This is a genomic window from Nocardioides koreensis (assembly GCF_039531775.1).
In the GTDB taxonomy this organism is placed as follows: Bacteria; Actinomycetota; Actinomycetes; order Propionibacteriales; family Nocardioidaceae; genus Nocardioides; species Nocardioides koreensis.
Map to the genome: position 1 here is coordinate 21,225 of NZ_BAAAQR010000015.1, position 15,305 is coordinate 36,529.

Here is a 15,305-nt window from a genome sequence, read left to right on the forward strand (position 1 = left end):
TCCCCTCCTCCCCCACGCCTGGTCGCGAAGGTGCTCACCCTAGCGGGCAGGAAAGACGAAGCCGGCCCCGGGGCAACCCCGGGGCCGGCAACGTGTGGTCATGCGGATCAAGAGGCCTTCTCGACCGCCCGGATCCGTGCCTCGGCACTCTTGACGCGCTCCGGGGCGTCGTCGCTCTCGCTGTCGCCCTCGGCGGCCTCGAGGTCGGCCCGGGCCTGCTCCACGTCGATCTCGTGGGACAGGACCGTGTGCTCCGAGAGGATCGAGACCCGGTTGTTGGCCACCGACAGGAAGCCCCCGTCGACGGCGGCGACCTGGTCGTCACCCTCGACGGCCCGGATCTCCACCACGCCCGGCACCAGCAGGGACAGCAGCGGCGCGTGGTTGCGCATCACGCCGACGTCGCCCTCGGTCGTGCGGGCGATCACCATCGTCGCCTGGCCGGACCAGACGGTCCGGTCGGCGGCGACGAGCTCCACCTGCAGCTGGTCGTTGTCGGCCATCAGAGGTTCTTCTGGATCTCGGACCACTTCTGCTCGACGTCGTCCAGACCGCCGCACATGAAGAAGGCCTGCTCAGCCACGTGGTCGTACTCGCCGTCAGCGATCTTGTTGAACGCCTCGATGGTGTCCTTGACCGGAACCGTCGAGCCCTCGATGCCCGTGAACTGCTTGGCGACGTAGGTGTTCTGCGACAGGAACCGCTGGATGCGGCGAGCGCGGGACACGATGATCTTGTCCTCTTCGGAGAGCTCGTCCACACCGAGGATCGCGATGATGTCCTGGAGCTCCTTGTTGCGCTGCAGGATCTGCTTGATCCGGATGGCGCAGTCGTAGTGCTCCTGCCCGATGTACTGGGCGTCGAGGATCCGCGAGGTCGACGTCAGCGGGTCCACCGCGGGGTAGATACCGAGCGAGGCGATCTCTCGCGAGAGCTCGGTGGTCGCGTCGAGGTGGGCGAACGTCGTGGCCGGCGCCGGGTCGGTGTAGTCGTCGGCGGGGACGTAGATCGCCTGCATCGAGGTGATCGAGTGACCACGGGTCGAGGTGATCCGCTCCTGGAGCGTGCCCATCTCGTCGGCGAGGTTGGGCTGGTAGCCCACCGCGGACGGCATGCGGCCGAGCAGCGTGGACACCTCGGAACCCGCCTGGGTGAACCGGAAGATGTTGTCGATGAACAGCAGCACGTCCTGGCTCTGCACGTCGCGGAAGTACTCCGCCATCGTCAGCGCGGACAGGGCGACCCGCAGGCGGGTGCCCGGCGGCTCGTCCATCTGGCCGAAGACGAGGGCGGTCTGGCCGATGACGCCGGCCTCCTCCATCTCGACGATCAGGTCGTTGCCCTCACGGGTGCGCTCGCCGACACCGGCGAACACCGACACACCACCGTGGTCCTTGGCGACTCGCGCGATCATCTCCTGGATGAGCACGGTCTTGCCGACACCGGCACCACCGAACAGGCCGATCTTGCCGCCCTGCACGTAGGGCGTCAGCAGGTCGATGACCTTGATGCCGGTCTCGAACATCTGGGTCTTGGACTCCAGCTGGTCGAAGGCCGGCGCCTTGCGGTGGATGCCCCAGCGCTCGGTGACCTCGAGCTTCTCGTCGCCCTCGAGGTTGAGGCACTCGCCGAGGGTGTTGAACACCCGGCCGAGCGTCGCGTTGCCGACGGGAACCGTGATCGGCTCGCCGGTGTCCCTCACCTGGGCGCCGCGGACCAGGCCGTCGGTCGGCTGCAGCGAGATCGCACGGACCATGCCGTCACCGATGTGCTGGGCGACCTCGGCCGAGAGGATCTTCTTCTCGCCGCTGAGCTCGAGCTCGACCTCGAGCTTGTTGTAGATCGCGGGCATCGAGTCCACGGGGAACTCGATGTCGACGACGGGTCCGATGACCCGGGCGATGCGACCGACGCCAGCGGAGCCGGTCCCCTGGGTCTCTTCAACAGTGGCAGTCATTTCTCACTCACTCCCGGCTTGTGCGTCGGCCAGCGCGTTGACGCCACCGACGATCTCGCTGATTTCCTGGGTAATGCCGGCCTGGCGGGCCTGGTTGGCGATTCGGGTGTACTTCTTGATGAGCTCGTCGGCGTTGTCCGTGGCGGACTTCATCGCCTTCTGACGGGCAGCCAGCTCGGAGGCGGCCGCCTGCAGCAGGGCGAAGAAGATCCGGCTCTGGACGTACTGCGGGAGCAGCCCGTCCAGCACGTGCTCGGCCGAGGGCTCGAACTCGTAGAGGGGCAGGACCTCGTCGGACGCGGGCTTCTCCTCGCCCTCGACGACCTCCAGCGGCAGCAGCCGCACCGCGGTGGGCTCCTGGACCAGCATCGAGCGGAAGCGCGTGTAGACCACGTGCACCTCGTCGACGGCCATGTCGCCCTCGTCCTCGAGGAAGGCCTCGATCAGCGCCTTGCCGATGTCGCTGGCGACGTCGTACGACGGCTGGTCGGAGAACCCTGTCCACGACTTCACGACGGGGCGACCACGGAACCGGTAGTACGCCTCCGCCTTGCGGCCGCAGAGATAGGTGGTGATGGTCTCCTTGCCCTCCCCGCGCAGCTTCTCCGCGAGGCGCTCGGCCTCCTTGAGCACGCTCGAGGAGTAGGCACCGGCCAGGCCCCGGTCGCTGGTCACGATGAGCACGGCGGCCCGCTTGGGGTCCTCCGGCTCCCGCGTCAGCGGGTGGTCGACGTTGGAGTACGTCGCCACCGCAGACACGGCACGCGTCAGCTCACGGGCGTACGGGGCAGCCGACTGAGCCCGCTGCTGCGCCTTGATGATGCGGGACGCAGCGATGAGCTCCATGGCACGCGTGATCTTCTTCATCGACTCCGTCGACTTGATCCGCGCACGGTACTCACGCACCGAAAGAGCCATGGGTCAGCCCCGCTTCTGCTTGACGATCTGCTCCTGGTCCTCGTCCTCCAGCGCCTCGGCCTCGGGCTCGTGGCCGACCTTGATCGAGCCACCCTCCGAGGTCTCGAACTGGTCGAGGAAGGAGTCGTAGGCGTCCTCGAGCGAGGTCGCCGTCTCGTCCTCGAACTTCTGCGTCTCGCGGATCGCGGACAGGATGCCCTCGTGCGAGCGGCGCAGGTAGTCGAGGAACTCGTTCTCGAAGCGGAGCACGTCGGCGGCGGGGACCCTGTCCAGGCGACCGGTGGTGCCGGTCCACAGGGAGACCGTCATCTCCTCGAGCGGGTACGGCGAGTAGGCCGGCTGCTTGAGCAGCGCCATGAGGCGCTGGCCCCGGTCGAGCTGCTGGCGCGACGCGGCGTCGAGGTCGGAGGCGAACATCGCGAAGGCCTCCATCGCGCGGAACTGCGCGAGATCCACCTTGAGCGAGCCGGTGACCGCCTTCATCGCCTTGGTCATCGCCGAGCCGCCCACGCGCGACACCGACACACCGACGTCGATGGCCGGGCGCTGGTTGGACGCGAACAGGTCCGACTGCAGGAAGATCTGGCCGTCGGTGATCGAGATGACGTTGGTCGGGATGTAGGCCGACACGTCGTTGGCCTTGGTCTCGATGATCGGCAGACCGGTCATCGAGCCGGCGCCCATCTGGTCGCTGAGCTTGGCGCAGCGCTCGAGCAGCCGGCTGTGCAGGTAGAAGACGTCACCCGGGTAGGCCTCACGACCCGGCGGACGACGCAGCAGCAGCGACACGGCGCGGTAGGCCTCGGCCTGCTTGGTCAGGTCGTCGAACACGATCAGCACGTGCTTGCCGTCGTACATCCAGTGCTGGCCGATGGCCGAGCCGGTGTACGGCGCGAGGTACTTGAAGCCCGCGCTGTCGGACGCCGGTGAGGCCACGATCGTGGTGTACTCCAGCGCGCCGGCCTCCTCGAGGGCGCCACGCACGGAGGCGATGGTCGAGCCCTTCTGGCCGATCGCGACGTAGATGCAGCGCACCTGCTTCGTCGGGTCGCCGGAGTCCCAGTTCTGCTTCTGGTTGATGATCGTGTCGATCGCGATCGTGGTCTTGCCGGTCGCGCGGTCACCGATGATGAGCTGACGCTGGCCACGACCGATGGGGGTCATCGAGTCGATCGCCTTGATGCCGGTGGCGAGGGGCTCGTGCACCGACTTGCGCTGCATCACGGTCGGCGCCTGGAGCTCCAGGGCGCGACGCTCGGTGGACTCGATCTCGCCGAGGCCGTCGATCGGGGTGCCGAGCGGGTCGACGACGCGGCCCATGAAGCCGTCACCCACCGGGACCGAGAGGATCTCGCCGGTACGGCGAACCGTCTGGCCCTCCTCGATCTTGTCGAAGTCACCGAGGATGACCACACCGATCTCGCGGGTGTCGAGGTTCAGGGCGATGCCCAGGGTGCCGTCCTCGAACTCCAGCAGCTCGTTCGCCATGGCCGAGGGCAGACCGGTCACGCGGGCGATGCCGTCACCGGCCTCGGCGACGGTGCCGACCTCTTCCCGACTGGCGGCCTCGGGCCGGTAGTCGGCGACGTACTTCTGCAGCGCGTCGCGGATCTCGTCCGGACGGATCGTGAGCTCCGTCATTGTCGTCCCTACTCTCTTGTCTCTTCTGAAAACTCGGTGGGTGAGTGGTCGTTACCGGTCAGCCGGCCAGACGCCGACGGGCGTCGTCGAGGCGACTGGCGATGGTGCCGTCGATGACCTGGTCACCGATCTCGACGCGCATGCCGCCGATCACGGAGGGGTCGACCTGGACGTTGAGGTGCACCGGACGGTCGTACTGACCGGCCAGGGCACCCGTGAGCCGCTGCTGCTCGGCGTCGCTGAGCGGCGTGGCCACCCGGACGAGCGCCACCAGCCGGTTGCGGCTCTCCGCCGCCACCCGGGAGTACTCCTCGACCGCGCGGGCCACGGTCAGGTGCACACCGCTCACCGCACGCTCGGCCAGCCGCAGCGAGCTGCTGCCGACCTTGCCCTCGAGCAGCGAGCGGACCAGGCCGCGCTTGTCGGTCACCGAACGCGCCGGGTCCGAGAGCGCGTCACGCAGCTCGGGGTTGTCGGCGACCAGCCGGCCGAAGCCGAACAGGTCGTCCTCGAGCCGGTCGCCCTCGCCCGCCTTGTCGGCCGACTTCACCAGCGCCACGACACCGAGGTGCTCCAGCGCCGTGGCCAGGTTGCCGCTGGACGCCCAGCGCAGCCCGGCCGCCTGGCCGACCAGCTCGGTGGCTCCCTTGTCGAGGTGGCCACCGAAGACGCCCTGCGCGAGGCCGGTCTTGGCCTCCGCCGGGGTCGAGGGGTCGGTGACCGCCCGGCGCAGGGCCGGCTGCTCGCGCAGCACGTCGGCTGCGGCGAACAGGCTCTCCCCCACGGCCGCGCCGTCGGCGCCCCCGTCGAGGGTGGTGCCCAGCGCGTCGGTCAGCTTCGCGAGGGACTCCCGCGAGGAGCCCTGCACGCTGGTCGAGGAGCCAGCCATCAGTTGGCCCCGCTCTTGCTGTCGAGGTCGGCCAGGAACCGGTCGACGACGCGGCTCTGGCGCGCCTCGTCGTCCAGCGCCTCACCGACGATGCGTCCGGCGAGCGTGGTGGCCAGCGTGCCCACCTCGTTGCGCAGCGACGTGACTGCGGCCTTGCGGTCCGCCTCGATCTGGGTGTGGGCGTGCTCGACGATGCGCTGGGCCTCGGCCTGGGCCTGCTCCCGCATCTCGGCGATGATCGCCGCACCCTGCTCGCGTGCCTCCTCGCGGATGCGCGCGGCCTCGTGACGGGCGTCCGCGATCTGCGACCGGAACTCCTCCTCGGCCTCGTGGGCCTCGGACTTGGCCTGGTCCAGGTCGGCGAACTGCTGGCGGATCGCCTCCTGGCGGGCCGTCATCGCCTTGTTGATCGGCGGGATGACGAACTTGGCCAGGAGCCACACCATGATCGCGAACGCGAACAGCTCGACGAAGAACGTGCCGTTCGGCACGAGGAAGTTGCTCTCCATCGCGACGATCGCTTCGGTTGCCATCGATTGGTTCCTTTGCTCTGGGGCGGTGCTACGAGTGGTGCCCGGGGGCCCCTGGGATCAGGCGAGGACGAAGACGAACAGCGCCATGAACGCGAGGTTGATGAAGAACATCGCCTCGACCAAACCGACCGTCAGGAAGAAGATCGTCTGCAGGCGACCCTGCGCCTCGGGCTGACGGGCGACGCCCTGGATGTAGGACGAACCGGCCAGACCGTCGCCGATGCCGGCGCCGATGGCGCCGCCGGCCAGTGCAAGGCCACCACCGACGAACGCGCCGGCGGTCTGGACTGCGGTGTCACTCACTGCCATTGATATGCCTCTCCTTGGTGTACGCCGATGCTCGGCGCAGCTGGGTTACCTCTGGTGCGCTCGACCGGTGTCGGTCAGTGCGCGAGTTCGGGGGTCTTCCTGTCCTCGGCCTCGTGGTCCTCGTGGTCCTCGTGGCCGGCGCCCGCCATGCCGAAGTAGAGCACGGTCAGCAGGGCGAAGATGAACGCCTGGATACCGCCGATGAACATGTCGAACAGCTTCCAGACCAGGTTCGGCGCCCACATCGCGTAGAACGGGATCAGACCGATCAGGGCGAGCATGATGCCGCCGGCGAAGATGTTGCCGAAGAGTCGCAGAGCGAGCGTGATCGGCTTGGTCAGCTCCTCGAGGATGTTCAGCGGGAGCAGCACCGGGAACGGCTCGAGGAAGTGCTTGAAGTAGCCCTTCACGCCCTTCTCCTTGATGCCGTAGATCCACACGCCGACCATCGCCATGAGCGCCATCGCGTAGGTCAGGTTGGTGTCCGCGGTCGGCGCCGGGAGCAGGTGCACGTCGTGGTTGATCTCGGTCGGCAGCAGCTCGAGCCAGTTCGCGAACAGGATGAAGAAGAACAGTGCGACCGCCAGCGGCACCACGAACGGGTGTATGCGGCCGAGGTTGGCCTCCACCTGGGTGTTGACCTCGCCCACCACGGCCTCCCAGATCAGCTGGACCTTGGTGGGGACGTGGTCCTGGGTGCGCTTGGTCAGCGCCGACCGGGCCCAGAAGCCCAGGATCAGCACCAGCGCGCCCGCGACGAGCGTCGAGATGATCGTGTCGATGTTGAACGTGATGCCACCGATGGTGCGCTCGGTGTGCTCGCCGATCTTGATGTCGGCGGAGAGTGGCAGCAGCAGCAGGCCGGTCACGGCTTCTTCAACTCCTTCAGCAGCGGGATCCCGGTCATCACCAGCGCGATGAGTCGGAAGATGGCCAGGCCGAGCAACAGCCCGATGCCGTCAGGCCAGAACGCGACGGCGATCCCGACCGCGACCGCGGTCAGGACGAGCAGCCGGACGAAGGTGGACGCCGCGAGCTTGCCGCGCGTCACCTCCTCGCCCGACCGGATGATCTTGAGCAGCCACAGCTCGGTGGCGAGGTGGTTGACCAGCCCGAGGCCCACGCCGGCGGCGATGCAGCCCGCCAGCGTCCAGCGGTCGAGCTGACCGGCGATCCAGTACGTCCCCACGACGAGCACGAGGGCCACGCCGATGGTCTTGCGCTGGTCGCGCAGCACCTGCAGCAGCGGCGAACCGGTGGCAGGCGCGGTGGTCTCAGGTGTGGTCATGGAGGCACTCATGTCGCTGGTGGGGGCGGCGGTGGTGGGAGTGATCTGCTCGGTCATCGGGCGAGGTCACCCCCGCAGCGCGGCACGGACCCGGATCCAGAAACCGACGCACCCGACGACGATCCCGGCAGCGATGCCGATGAGCGTGAACGTCGGGGACGTCCCGGCGCTGTCGTCCACGAGGAGCCCGATGACCAGACCGGCGACGACGGCTCCGGCGAGCAGGCCCCCGAGACCCACGAGGTCACGGCCCCGCAGGTTGTTGTCGGAGTGCTCATCGACCATCCACCCAAGTCGCTTTCATCGGCAGGCTTGAAGACGCCAGCGCGGCGGCCACTGATCCGGGCCCGCTCCTCGACGTCCGACGACGGCGCGAAACTACCACAGCGCCGCCGGCCCCCGAACCCCGGGACCGGGGTCGTCCCGGCTGCTCTCCGGGGTGCTCCGGGGAGCGTGCTGCGAAGCGCGGTCGTCATGGTCGGCGGCCGTTCTGTCTGGTGTCGGGCGGTGCTTGTGAAAACTAGCACAAAGTCCTGACGCGCCAGTCACCGGGGCCCTCAGAGCTCCTCGAGGGGGGCGATGTCCGGCTGGTTCTCCGGCTGGCGCAGGCGCGGCAGCACGAAGGTGAGGGTGACCGTCACGAGCACCATGGCGACCAGCGAGGTCCACATCCACGGCCCCGTGTACAGGCTGGCGAGGACCGTGCCGAAGGCGACCAGGCCGGCCCACAGCCACATGATGAGCACGGCCCGCCGCTGCGAGTGGCCGATCTCGAGGAGCCGGTGGTGCAGGTGTTGCTTGTCGGGCGCGAACGGCGAGCGCCCGGCCCGGGTCCGTCGTACGACGGCGAGCACCAGGTCGAGCAGCGGGATCACCATGATCGAGATCGGCAGCAGGACCGGCAGGAACGTCGGCAGCAGGCTCGCGCGGGAGCCCGAGGCGCCCTGGCTGATCTCGTTGCCGGCGAACTGCCCGGTCAGCGTCACCGCGCTGGCAGAGAGCACCAGCCCGATGAGCATCGACCCGCTGTCGCCCATGAAGAGCCGGGCCGGGTGGAAGTTGTGGACCAGGAACCCGGCGCACACGCCGGCGAGGGCCACGCTCAGCAGGGCGCTGGTGGTGGCCCGGGAGGCGTCGTTGAACCGGGTCAGCTGGTAGCAGAAGACGAAGAACGCCACCGCGCCGATGCCCACCACGCCGGCGGCGAGCCCGTCGAGCCCGTCGACGAAGTTCACGGCGTTCACCGTCGCGACCACGATGAAGCCGGTCAGCAGCGCTCCCTGCGAGGCGTCGAGGGCGAACTGGGTGCCGTCGGGCGTCGGGAAGAAGACGTACTGGATCCCGAATACGATCAGGAAGCCGGCGGCGAGCACCTGCCCGCCCAGCTTGGTCAGCGCGTCCAGCTCGAACAGGTCGTCCAGGACGCCCACCGCACAGATCAGCGCGCCGGCGATGAGCACGATCCCGGCGTCGCGGAAGACGAACGGTCCGCTGGTGGAGAGGAACGGCAGCTGCTGGGCCACGACGTACGCCGCCACCAGGCCGCCCAGCATCGCCAGCCCCCCGAGGTACGGGATCGGCTCGGCGTGGACGTCCCTGTCGCGCACCTGGGCCACCGCGCCGGTCCGCAGCGCGATCTCCCGGGCGACCACGGTCAGCAGGTAGGTCACCGCGGCGGCGACCAGGAAGACCAGGACGTACTCACGCACGCGGCACCGCCTCCCGTCAGCCTTCGTCCGTGATCGGCACGCCGAGCGGCTCGAGGACCTTGTTGAGCTCCTCCACGGAGAGTGCGCCGCGGCGCAGCACCCGGCCGCTGGGACCGGTCACGTCGACGATCGTGGAGGCCTCGCCACCCGGGGCCTCCCCCGAGTCGACGATGACGGCGACCTCCTCGCCGAGCATCTGCTCGGCCTGGTCGGCGTCGGTCGCGGCGGGCATGCCGGTGCGGTTGGCGGAGCTGACCGCCAGCGGCCCGGTGCGCTCGAGGATCTCGCGTGCCACCTCGTGGTCGGGCATCCGGACGGCGACCGTGCCGCGGGTGTCGCCGAGGTCCCACTGCAGGGAGGACTGCTGGTGGCAGACCAGGGTCAGCGGCCCGGGCCAGAACTCGTCGACCAGGGCGCGGGCCCAGCTCGGGATGCGGACCGCGAGGGCGTCGATGGTGGTCGCGGAGCTGACCAGCACCGGGGGCGGCATCTCCCGCCCGCGGCCCTTGGCCTCCAGCAGGCCACGCACCGCGGCGGGGTCGAAGGCGTCGGCCCCGATGCCGTAGACGGTGTCGGTCGGGATCACGACCAGCTGGCCGCGCTGCACGGCCAGGCTGGCGGCCGCGACGGCGGCCTCCCGCTCCTCCTCGGTGCCGGTGGGATAGCGCTCGCTCGTCACAGGGTTCATCGTGCCAGTCGCGCCGTGACGAAGCGCGGCCGACCTGCCAGGTCGCGGTGGTCACGGATCTCGGTCCACCGGCCGGTGGCGGCGAACACCGCGGGTGCGGACTCCCCCTGCTGGTCCGCGTGCTCGGCACCCACGACCCCGCCGGGCCGGAGCAGGAGTGCGGCCCGCGCCTCCAGCACCCGCAGCGCCTCCAGGCCGTCGTCACCGGAGAAGAGCGCCAGGTGCGGGTCGTGGTCGCGCGCCTCCGGCGCCACGGACTCCCAGGCGTCCAGCGGGATGTACGGCGGGTTGCAGGTGACCACGTCGACGGTCCCGGCCAGGTCGCCGAACGCCGTGGCCATGTCACCCTGGCGCAGGTCGACGCCGGTGCCCTCGAGGTTCCGGGCCGCCCAGGCGTGGGCGGACTCGTCCAGCTCCACGGCGTGCACCACGGCCCCGCGCACCTCGTCGGCCAGCGCCTTCGCGACCGCGCCCGAGCCGGTGCACAGGTCGACCAGCACCGGCGCGTCGACGCCCGCCGCCTGCTCGATCGCCCATCCCGCCAGCAGCTCGGTCTCCGGACGCGGGACGAACACCCCGGGCCCGACCCGGAGCTCGACGTGCCGGAACCACGCCACCCCGGTGAGGTGCTGCAGCGGCTCGCGGCGGGCGCGGCGCGCCACCAGCGCGGCGTACTGCTCGGCCCGCTCGCCCGGCACCTCGTCGACGAGGACCAGCTGTCCCCGGGTGGTGCCCAGCACGTGCGCGAGCAGCTCGGCCGCGTCGTGCCCGGGACTCGCCACCCCGGCCTCGCTCAGCTGCCGGGTCGCCCGCGCCAGCAGGTCCCGGCGCCCGGCCACAAGTGGGTTCACGGCCGGGGGCTCACTTCTCCAGGGCCTCGAGGCGCGCGGCAAGGTCTGCCTCCACGCAGGAGGTCAGCACCGGCTGCAGGTCGCCGTCGAGCACCTGGTCGAGGTTGTAGGCCTTGTAGCCGGTGCGGTGGTCGGAGACCCGGTTCTCCGGGTAGTTGTAGGTGCGGATCCGCTCGGAGCGGTCGACGGTGCGGACCTGGCTGCGACGGGCGTCGCTCGCCTCGGCGTCCGCGGCCTCCTGCGCGGCCGCGAGCAGCCGGGCCCGGAGGATGCGCAGCGCCTGCTCGCGGTTCTGCAGCTGGCTCTTCTCGTTCTGGCAGCTGACGACGATGCCCGTCGGCAGGTGCGTGATGCGCACCGCGGAGTCGGTGGTGTTGACGCTCTGGCCCCCCGGCCCGCTGCTGCGGAAGACGTCGATGCGCAGGTCGTTCTCGTCGATGGACACGTCGACCTGCTCGGCCTCGGGGAGCACCAGCACGCCGGCGGCGCTGGTGTGCACCCGGCCCTGCGACTCGGTCACCGGCACCCGCTGCACGCGGTGCACGCCGCCCTCGAACTTCAGCAGCGCGTACGGCGCCTCCCCCGGCTCGGAGGCCCCCTTGGCCTTCACCGCGACGGTGACGCTCTTGTAGCCACCGAGGTCGGACTCGGTGGCGTCCAGGATCTCCACCTTCCAGCCGCGGGCCTCGGCGTACCGGGTGTACATGCGCAGCAGGTCGCCGGCGAAGAGGGCGGACTCCTCGCCGCCCTCCCCCGACTTCACCTCGAGGATGGCGTCCTTGTCGTCGGCGGCGTCGCGCGGCACCAGCAGCCGGCGCAGCCGCTCCTCGGCCACGCCCTGCTGCTCGGCGAGGGTGACGGCCTCCTCCGCGAACCCCGGGTCCTCGGCGGAGAGCTCGCGGGCCGCCTCGAGGTCCTCACCCAGCTGCTGCCAGTGGCGCCAGGCGCCGATCACCGAGGACAGCTCGGCGTAGCGCTGGTTCAGGCGCTTGGCCAGGCGGGCGTCCGCGTGCGTCTCCGGAGCCGCGAGCTGCTTCTCCAGCGCGGCGTGCTCGGCGACGAAACCCTCGACGGCCTCGAACATGCGATCCTCCCGGCGCGGGTGGTCTCGACAGGCTCGACCACCGATGTGGACAAATGCAGAGCGCCGGTCCCCACCACGGAGGCGGGGACCGGCGCTCGGGGACAGCTACTTCTTGGCTGCCTTGGCGTAGCGGGCCTCGAAGCGGGCGACGCGGCCGCCGGTGTCGAGGATCTTCTGCTTGCCGGTGTAGAACGGGTGGCACTGCGAGCAGACGTCGGCGTGGATGACGCCGGAGGTCGCGGTGCTGCGGGTGGTGAACTTCGCGCCACAGGTGCAGGTCACCTGGGTCTCGACGTACTCCGGGTGGATGTCCTTCTTCATGTCCTGGTCCTCTCTGAACGGTCGCCGGGTCGCTCCCGCCTGGTGCGGGACGCGTGAACCGGAACCAGCAGGCAATGATGCCACCACTGACAACACAGTGGTAATCGATGCCATTCCCTCACTCGGTGGTGGTGCCGAACCCCTTGCGCTGCATGTCTCCCCAGTCGTGCCGCGACCTGCGCAGCACCTCGATGATCCCGCCCAGCCGCCACCAGGCGTTGATCTGCCGGTAGCCGAAGTTCTCCTCCACGGCCGCCCCCATCGCCCGGAACAGGTCGGGCAGGCCGCGGTAGCGCCGGAAGGAGATCTCCTCGGCCAGGAGCGCGACCAGGGTGATCAGGACGGCGTAGAGAATCGAGGCGGTCAGCAGCAGCACCACGACCGGCACGTTGACGATGTCCCAGCCCGGCAGGAACAGGTGCTCGACGGCGAGCGAGGCCATCAGCAGCAGGAAGTAGGCGAGACCGGCCACCTCCACCACGGGGGCCAGCAGCTCGAAGAGCAGGAACCACGGCATCGTGACCAGCCCGATCACGCCGTACCGGGGCCGGAACAGCATCGCGCGGTGCCGGACGAAGATCTCCGTCAGCCCCCGGTGCCAGCGCCGGCGCTGCTTGCGCAGCACCCTCCGGTCCTCGGGAACCTCCGTCCACGCCACCGGCTCGGGGACGAACACCACGTCGGCGTCGCGGCGCTGGTCGCCCAGCATCCGGTGGATGCGGACCACCAGCTCGGCGTCCTCGCCGATGCAGTCGGTCGACAGGCCCTCGACCTCGAGCAGCACGTCCTTGCGGAAGATGCCGAACGCGCCGGAGATGATCAGCAGACCGCCGGCCCGCGACCAGCCGGCCCGCCCGATCAGGAAGGCGCGGAGGTACTCGGCGACCTGGATCCGCGCGAACCAGCTGCGCGGCATCCGCAGGTCGGTGACGCGCCCGCGCTCCACCCGGGACCCGTTGGCCACGCGGACCACTCCCCCGGCCGCGACCACCCGCCCGGGGTCGTCGGCGAACGGTCGCGAGACGTCGAGGAGCGCCCGCGGGTCGAGCAGCGAGTCCGCGTCGACCATGCAGACCAGCTCCTTGCGCGAGTGGTTGATCCCGGCGTTGAGGGCGTCCGCCTTGCCGCCGTTGCCCTTCACCACCAGCGCCAGGTTGTGCGCGCCGCGCCGGCTCACCCACGTGCTGCGGACCTCCCCCTTGGTGGGGATGTGCCCGCCGGGGACGAGCGGGACCTCGACCATGTCGAACTCGGCGACCACCTTCGCCACGGTGTCGTCGGTCGACCCGTCGTCGATGACGACGACCTCGAAGTCGGGGTAGCGCAGGGCGGTCATCGCCTGCACCGACTGCACGATGGTCGCCGACTCGTTGTAGGCGGGCATCAGCACGGACACGCCGCGCGGGTGCGGGTCCCGGAACCACTCGTCGTAGCCGGCGAAGTCGATCCGCCGCCGGTAGGCCAGCAGGTCGGAGAGCGCCAGCCCGGTGAGCAGCAGGAAGCTGGTGTTGATGAGCACGGAGTAGACGACGAAGCCGATCCCGACCACGGTCATGACGTCGCTGAGCGCCCCCACCGCGCCGTCCGCGAGGAGGGGCGTCACGCCAGGCTGCCCAGCGCGGTCAGGGCGATGACCTCCCGCGCCACCGGGGCCGTGCTCGACGCGAGCGCGTCGTGGCCCGAGGGCCCGCACCGGTGCAGCGCGTTGGCGGCGGCCCGCGCCACCTCGACGTTGTCGTCGTGGACCACGTCGCCCAGCGCCGGAACCGCCCAAGCGCCGCCGATCAGCCCGAGGGACTCCGCGGCAGCGCGCCGGATCGCCGGGTCGCGATGCCCCAGCGGGCCGGCGAGGGCGACGACGCACGAGGAGGCGCCGAGCTGGCCCAGCGCGTGGATGCAGGCCAGCTCGAGCTCGGCCGAGGAGTGCTCGAGCGCCGCCTCGAGCGTGGGAACCGCCGAGACCGCGCCCACCAGCCCGAGCGCCTCGGCGGCGAGGAACCCGCGCCGGTCGCCGCCGGGGGTCTCGGCCAGCGAGCGGGTCAGCCCCCGGCGCAGCACCGGCACCGCGGGGGCACCGATGCGGTCCACCGAGGACAGGAAGTCGGCACGCAGCCTGGGTTCGAGGGCGGCGCGGTGCAGGAGGTGCTCCACCACCACGGGCTCGGGGAAGGAGCCGAGCGCGAGCATCGCGGTGCGTCGTACGGCGAAGTCGCGGTCGTCGAGCCGCGCGAGCACCTCGTCACGCAGGAACGGCTCGGGCGACCGAGGGGCCAGCACCCCGAGCCGGTGGAGCCCACGGCAGCGTCGGACCGAGGAGCGGCTGCGGGTCCAGCGGGCGGCCTCCTGGGTCGCGCCCCACTCCCACAGCACCTGGCGCAGGCGCTCGCGGGCGGTTCCGCGGAGCTTCGGGACCAGGCCGAACGCGTCGTCCTGGACGGCCGCGCGCCCGGCCGGGGCGGCGGAGAGCAGCCGGCTGAAGGCGTCGGCCGCCTCGTCGGGCTCGCCGGTGGTCAGCATCAGCACATCACGCCAGACCGGGGTGCGCAGCGTGGACCTGCGCCGTTCGGCGCGATCGCGCCCGAACCGCACGACCACCAGGCCGAGCACGACGACGAGGCACGCCGAGACGAGGACGATGGCCGCGCCGTACCCGAGATGGGCGAGGTTCATCGCACGCGTGTGAGCAACGCCTGGACGCGCGAAGCCAGCTCCCGCGGGCTGAACGGCTTGGTGATGTAGTCGTCGGCGCCGGAGTCGAAGCCGGTCTCGACGTCGGTCTCCTGGGCGCGTGCGGTCAGCAGGATGACCGGGAGGTCGGCCAGCGTGGGGTCGGAGCGGATGGCGCGGATCGCGTCGAGCCCCGAGACCCCCGGCATCATCACGTCGAGCACCGCGAGGTCGGGCCGCTCCGCCTGACAGGCGTCGATCGCGGCGGCTCCGTCCGAGACGGCGACGACGTCGTGCCCGAGCGTCGAGAGCTTGAACTCGACGAGCTCGCGGATGTCGACGTCGTCGTCGGCCACCAGGATCCGAGCCACGGCTACCCCTTCCGTCCCATGTGTGCGCGTGCAGCCTAGCGCTGCCCACCCCCGAAAGTGACCGAAGCCGGGCCGCTCC

The 15,305-nt window shown here is 70.4% G+C and carries 18 protein-coding genes; all 18 read right to left on the reverse strand.

Annotated features, from left to right (window positions below):
- Positions 1–107: 107 nt before the first annotated feature.
- The 18 genes from ABD268_RS19925 to ABD268_RS20010 all read right to left on the reverse strand — a co-directional run bounded on the left by ABD268_RS19925 (position 108) and on the right by ABD268_RS20010 (position 15,226).
- Positions 108–503 carry a F0F1 ATP synthase subunit epsilon gene (locus ABD268_RS19925; protein WP_344156604.1) on the reverse strand — a complete coding sequence of 132 codons (396 nt, stop codon included), beginning with the start codon at positions 501–503 and terminating at the stop codon, positions 108–110.
- A complete protein-coding gene (atpD, locus tag ABD268_RS19930) occupies positions 503–1,957 on the reverse strand; it encodes a F0F1 ATP synthase subunit beta (RefSeq protein ID WP_344156607.1) in 1,455 nt (484 codons plus the stop codon). Before atpD ends, ABD268_RS19925 begins: the two co-directional genes overlap by 1 nt.
- A 3-nt stretch (positions 1,958–1,960) precedes the next feature.
- The gene (locus ABD268_RS19935) at positions 1,961–2,875 is read right to left on the reverse strand and encodes a F0F1 ATP synthase subunit gamma (protein ID WP_344156610.1); all 915 of its coding nucleotides are present in this window, start codon (positions 2,873–2,875) and stop codon (positions 1,961–1,963) included.
- 3 nt (positions 2,876–2,878) lie between these two features.
- On the reverse strand, positions 2,879–4,516 hold the full coding sequence (gene atpA / locus ABD268_RS19940) for a F0F1 ATP synthase subunit alpha (protein WP_344156612.1): 1,638 nt from the start codon (positions 4,514–4,516) through the stop codon (positions 2,879–2,881).
- Positions 4,517–4,574: 58 nt separating this feature from the next.
- Positions 4,575–5,405: a F0F1 ATP synthase subunit delta gene (locus ABD268_RS19945; protein ID WP_344156615.1), complete on the reverse strand. Its 831-nt coding sequence runs from the start codon at positions 5,403–5,405 to the stop codon at positions 4,575–4,577.
- A complete protein-coding gene (locus ABD268_RS19950) occupies positions 5,405–5,938 on the reverse strand; it encodes a F0F1 ATP synthase subunit B (protein ID WP_344156618.1) in 534 nt (177 codons plus the stop codon). The genes ABD268_RS19945 and ABD268_RS19950 overlap by 1 nt, the downstream gene beginning before the upstream one ends.
- 57 nt (positions 5,939–5,995) lie before the next feature.
- Complete coding sequence (locus ABD268_RS19955; protein WP_379178320.1) at positions 5,996–6,241, reverse strand: F0F1 ATP synthase subunit C; 246 nt, start codon at positions 6,239–6,241, stop codon at positions 5,996–5,998.
- 80 nt (positions 6,242–6,321) lie between these two features.
- Positions 6,322–7,116, reverse strand: coding sequence for a F0F1 ATP synthase subunit A (atpB, locus tag ABD268_RS19960; RefSeq protein WP_344156624.1), 795 nt, complete (start codon positions 7,114–7,116; stop codon positions 6,322–6,324).
- Complete coding sequence (locus ABD268_RS19965) at positions 7,113–7,535, reverse strand: hypothetical protein (RefSeq protein WP_344156627.1); 423 nt, start codon at positions 7,533–7,535, stop codon at positions 7,113–7,115. The genes atpB and ABD268_RS19965 overlap by 4 nt, the downstream gene beginning before the upstream one ends.
- 66 nt (positions 7,536–7,601) lie before the next feature.
- Positions 7,602–7,820, reverse strand: coding sequence for an AtpZ/AtpI family protein (locus tag ABD268_RS19970; protein ID WP_344156630.1), 219 nt, complete (start codon positions 7,818–7,820; stop codon positions 7,602–7,604).
- A 272-nt stretch (positions 7,821–8,092) separates the two neighbouring features.
- Positions 8,093–9,244, reverse strand: coding sequence for an MraY family glycosyltransferase (locus tag ABD268_RS19975; RefSeq protein ID WP_344156633.1), 1,152 nt, complete (start codon positions 9,242–9,244; stop codon positions 8,093–8,095).
- 16 nt (positions 9,245–9,260) lie between these two features.
- Positions 9,261–9,923: an L-threonylcarbamoyladenylate synthase gene (locus ABD268_RS19980; protein WP_344156636.1), complete on the reverse strand. Its 663-nt coding sequence runs from the start codon at positions 9,921–9,923 to the stop codon at positions 9,261–9,263.
- Between the two features lie 5 nt (positions 9,924–9,928).
- Positions 9,929–10,783: a peptide chain release factor N(5)-glutamine methyltransferase gene (gene prmC / locus ABD268_RS19985; protein ID WP_344156639.1), complete on the reverse strand. Its 855-nt coding sequence runs from the start codon at positions 10,781–10,783 to the stop codon at positions 9,929–9,931.
- 10 nt (positions 10,784–10,793) lie between these two features.
- Positions 10,794–11,867, reverse strand: coding sequence for a peptide chain release factor 1 (prfA, locus tag ABD268_RS19990; protein ID WP_344156641.1), 1,074 nt, complete (start codon positions 11,865–11,867; stop codon positions 10,794–10,796).
- Between the two features lie 105 nt (positions 11,868–11,972).
- Entirely contained in the window at positions 11,973–12,188 is a 216-nt protein-coding gene (gene rpmE / locus ABD268_RS19995; RefSeq protein WP_344156644.1) for a 50S ribosomal protein L31, read from the reverse strand.
- Positions 12,189–12,306: 118 nt separating this feature from the next.
- The gene (locus ABD268_RS20000; protein WP_344156647.1) at positions 12,307–13,791 is read right to left on the reverse strand and encodes a glycosyltransferase family 2 protein; all 1,485 of its coding nucleotides are present in this window, start codon (positions 13,789–13,791) and stop codon (positions 12,307–12,309) included.
- Complete coding sequence (locus tag ABD268_RS20005) at positions 13,788–14,858, reverse strand: HEAT repeat domain-containing protein (RefSeq protein ID WP_344156650.1); 1,071 nt, start codon at positions 14,856–14,858, stop codon at positions 13,788–13,790. The genes ABD268_RS20000 and ABD268_RS20005 overlap by 4 nt, the downstream gene beginning before the upstream one ends.
- Entirely contained in the window at positions 14,855–15,226 is a 372-nt protein-coding gene (locus ABD268_RS20010) for a response regulator transcription factor (protein WP_344156653.1), read from the reverse strand. The genes ABD268_RS20005 and ABD268_RS20010 overlap by 4 nt, the downstream gene beginning before the upstream one ends.
- Positions 15,227–15,305 lie beyond the last annotated feature (79 nt).

Bases quoted from the DNA above. Each gene is read 5' to 3' on its own strand.
- ABD268_RS19965 (WP_344156627.1), bottom strand. From the start codon at position 7,535: ATGACCACACCTGAGACCACCGCGCCTGCCACCGGTTCGCCGCTGCTG.
- ABD268_RS19950 (WP_344156618.1), bottom strand. From the start codon at position 5,938: ATGGCAACCGAAGCGATCGTCGCGATGGAGAGCAACTTCCTCGTGCCG.
- atpA (WP_344156612.1), bottom strand. From the start codon at position 4,516: ATGACGGAGCTCACGATCCGTCCGGACGAGATCCGCGACGCGCTGCAG.
- rpmE (WP_344156644.1), bottom strand. From the start codon at position 12,188: ATGAAGAAGGACATCCACCCGGAGTACGTCGAGACCCAGGTGACCTGC.
- ABD268_RS19970 (WP_344156630.1), bottom strand. From the start codon at position 7,820: ATGGTCGATGAGCACTCCGACAACAACCTGCGGGGCCGTGACCTCGTG.
- ABD268_RS19945 (WP_344156615.1), bottom strand. From the start codon at position 5,405: ATGGCTGGCTCCTCGACCAGCGTGCAGGGCTCCTCGCGGGAGTCCCTC.
- ABD268_RS19925 (WP_344156604.1), bottom strand. From the start codon at position 503: ATGGCCGACAACGACCAGCTGCAGGTGGAGCTCGTCGCCGCCGACCGG.
- ABD268_RS19935 (WP_344156610.1), bottom strand. From the start codon at position 2,875: ATGGCTCTTTCGGTGCGTGAGTACCGTGCGCGGATCAAGTCGACGGAG.
- prfA (WP_344156641.1), bottom strand. From the start codon at position 11,867: ATGTTCGAGGCCGTCGAGGGTTTCGTCGCCGAGCACGCCGCGCTGGAG.
- ABD268_RS20005 (WP_344156650.1), bottom strand. From the start codon at position 14,858: ATGAACCTCGCCCATCTCGGGTACGGCGCGGCCATCGTCCTCGTCTCG.
- atpD (WP_344156607.1), bottom strand. From the start codon at position 1,957: ATGACTGCCACTGTTGAAGAGACCCAGGGGACCGGCTCCGCTGGCGTC.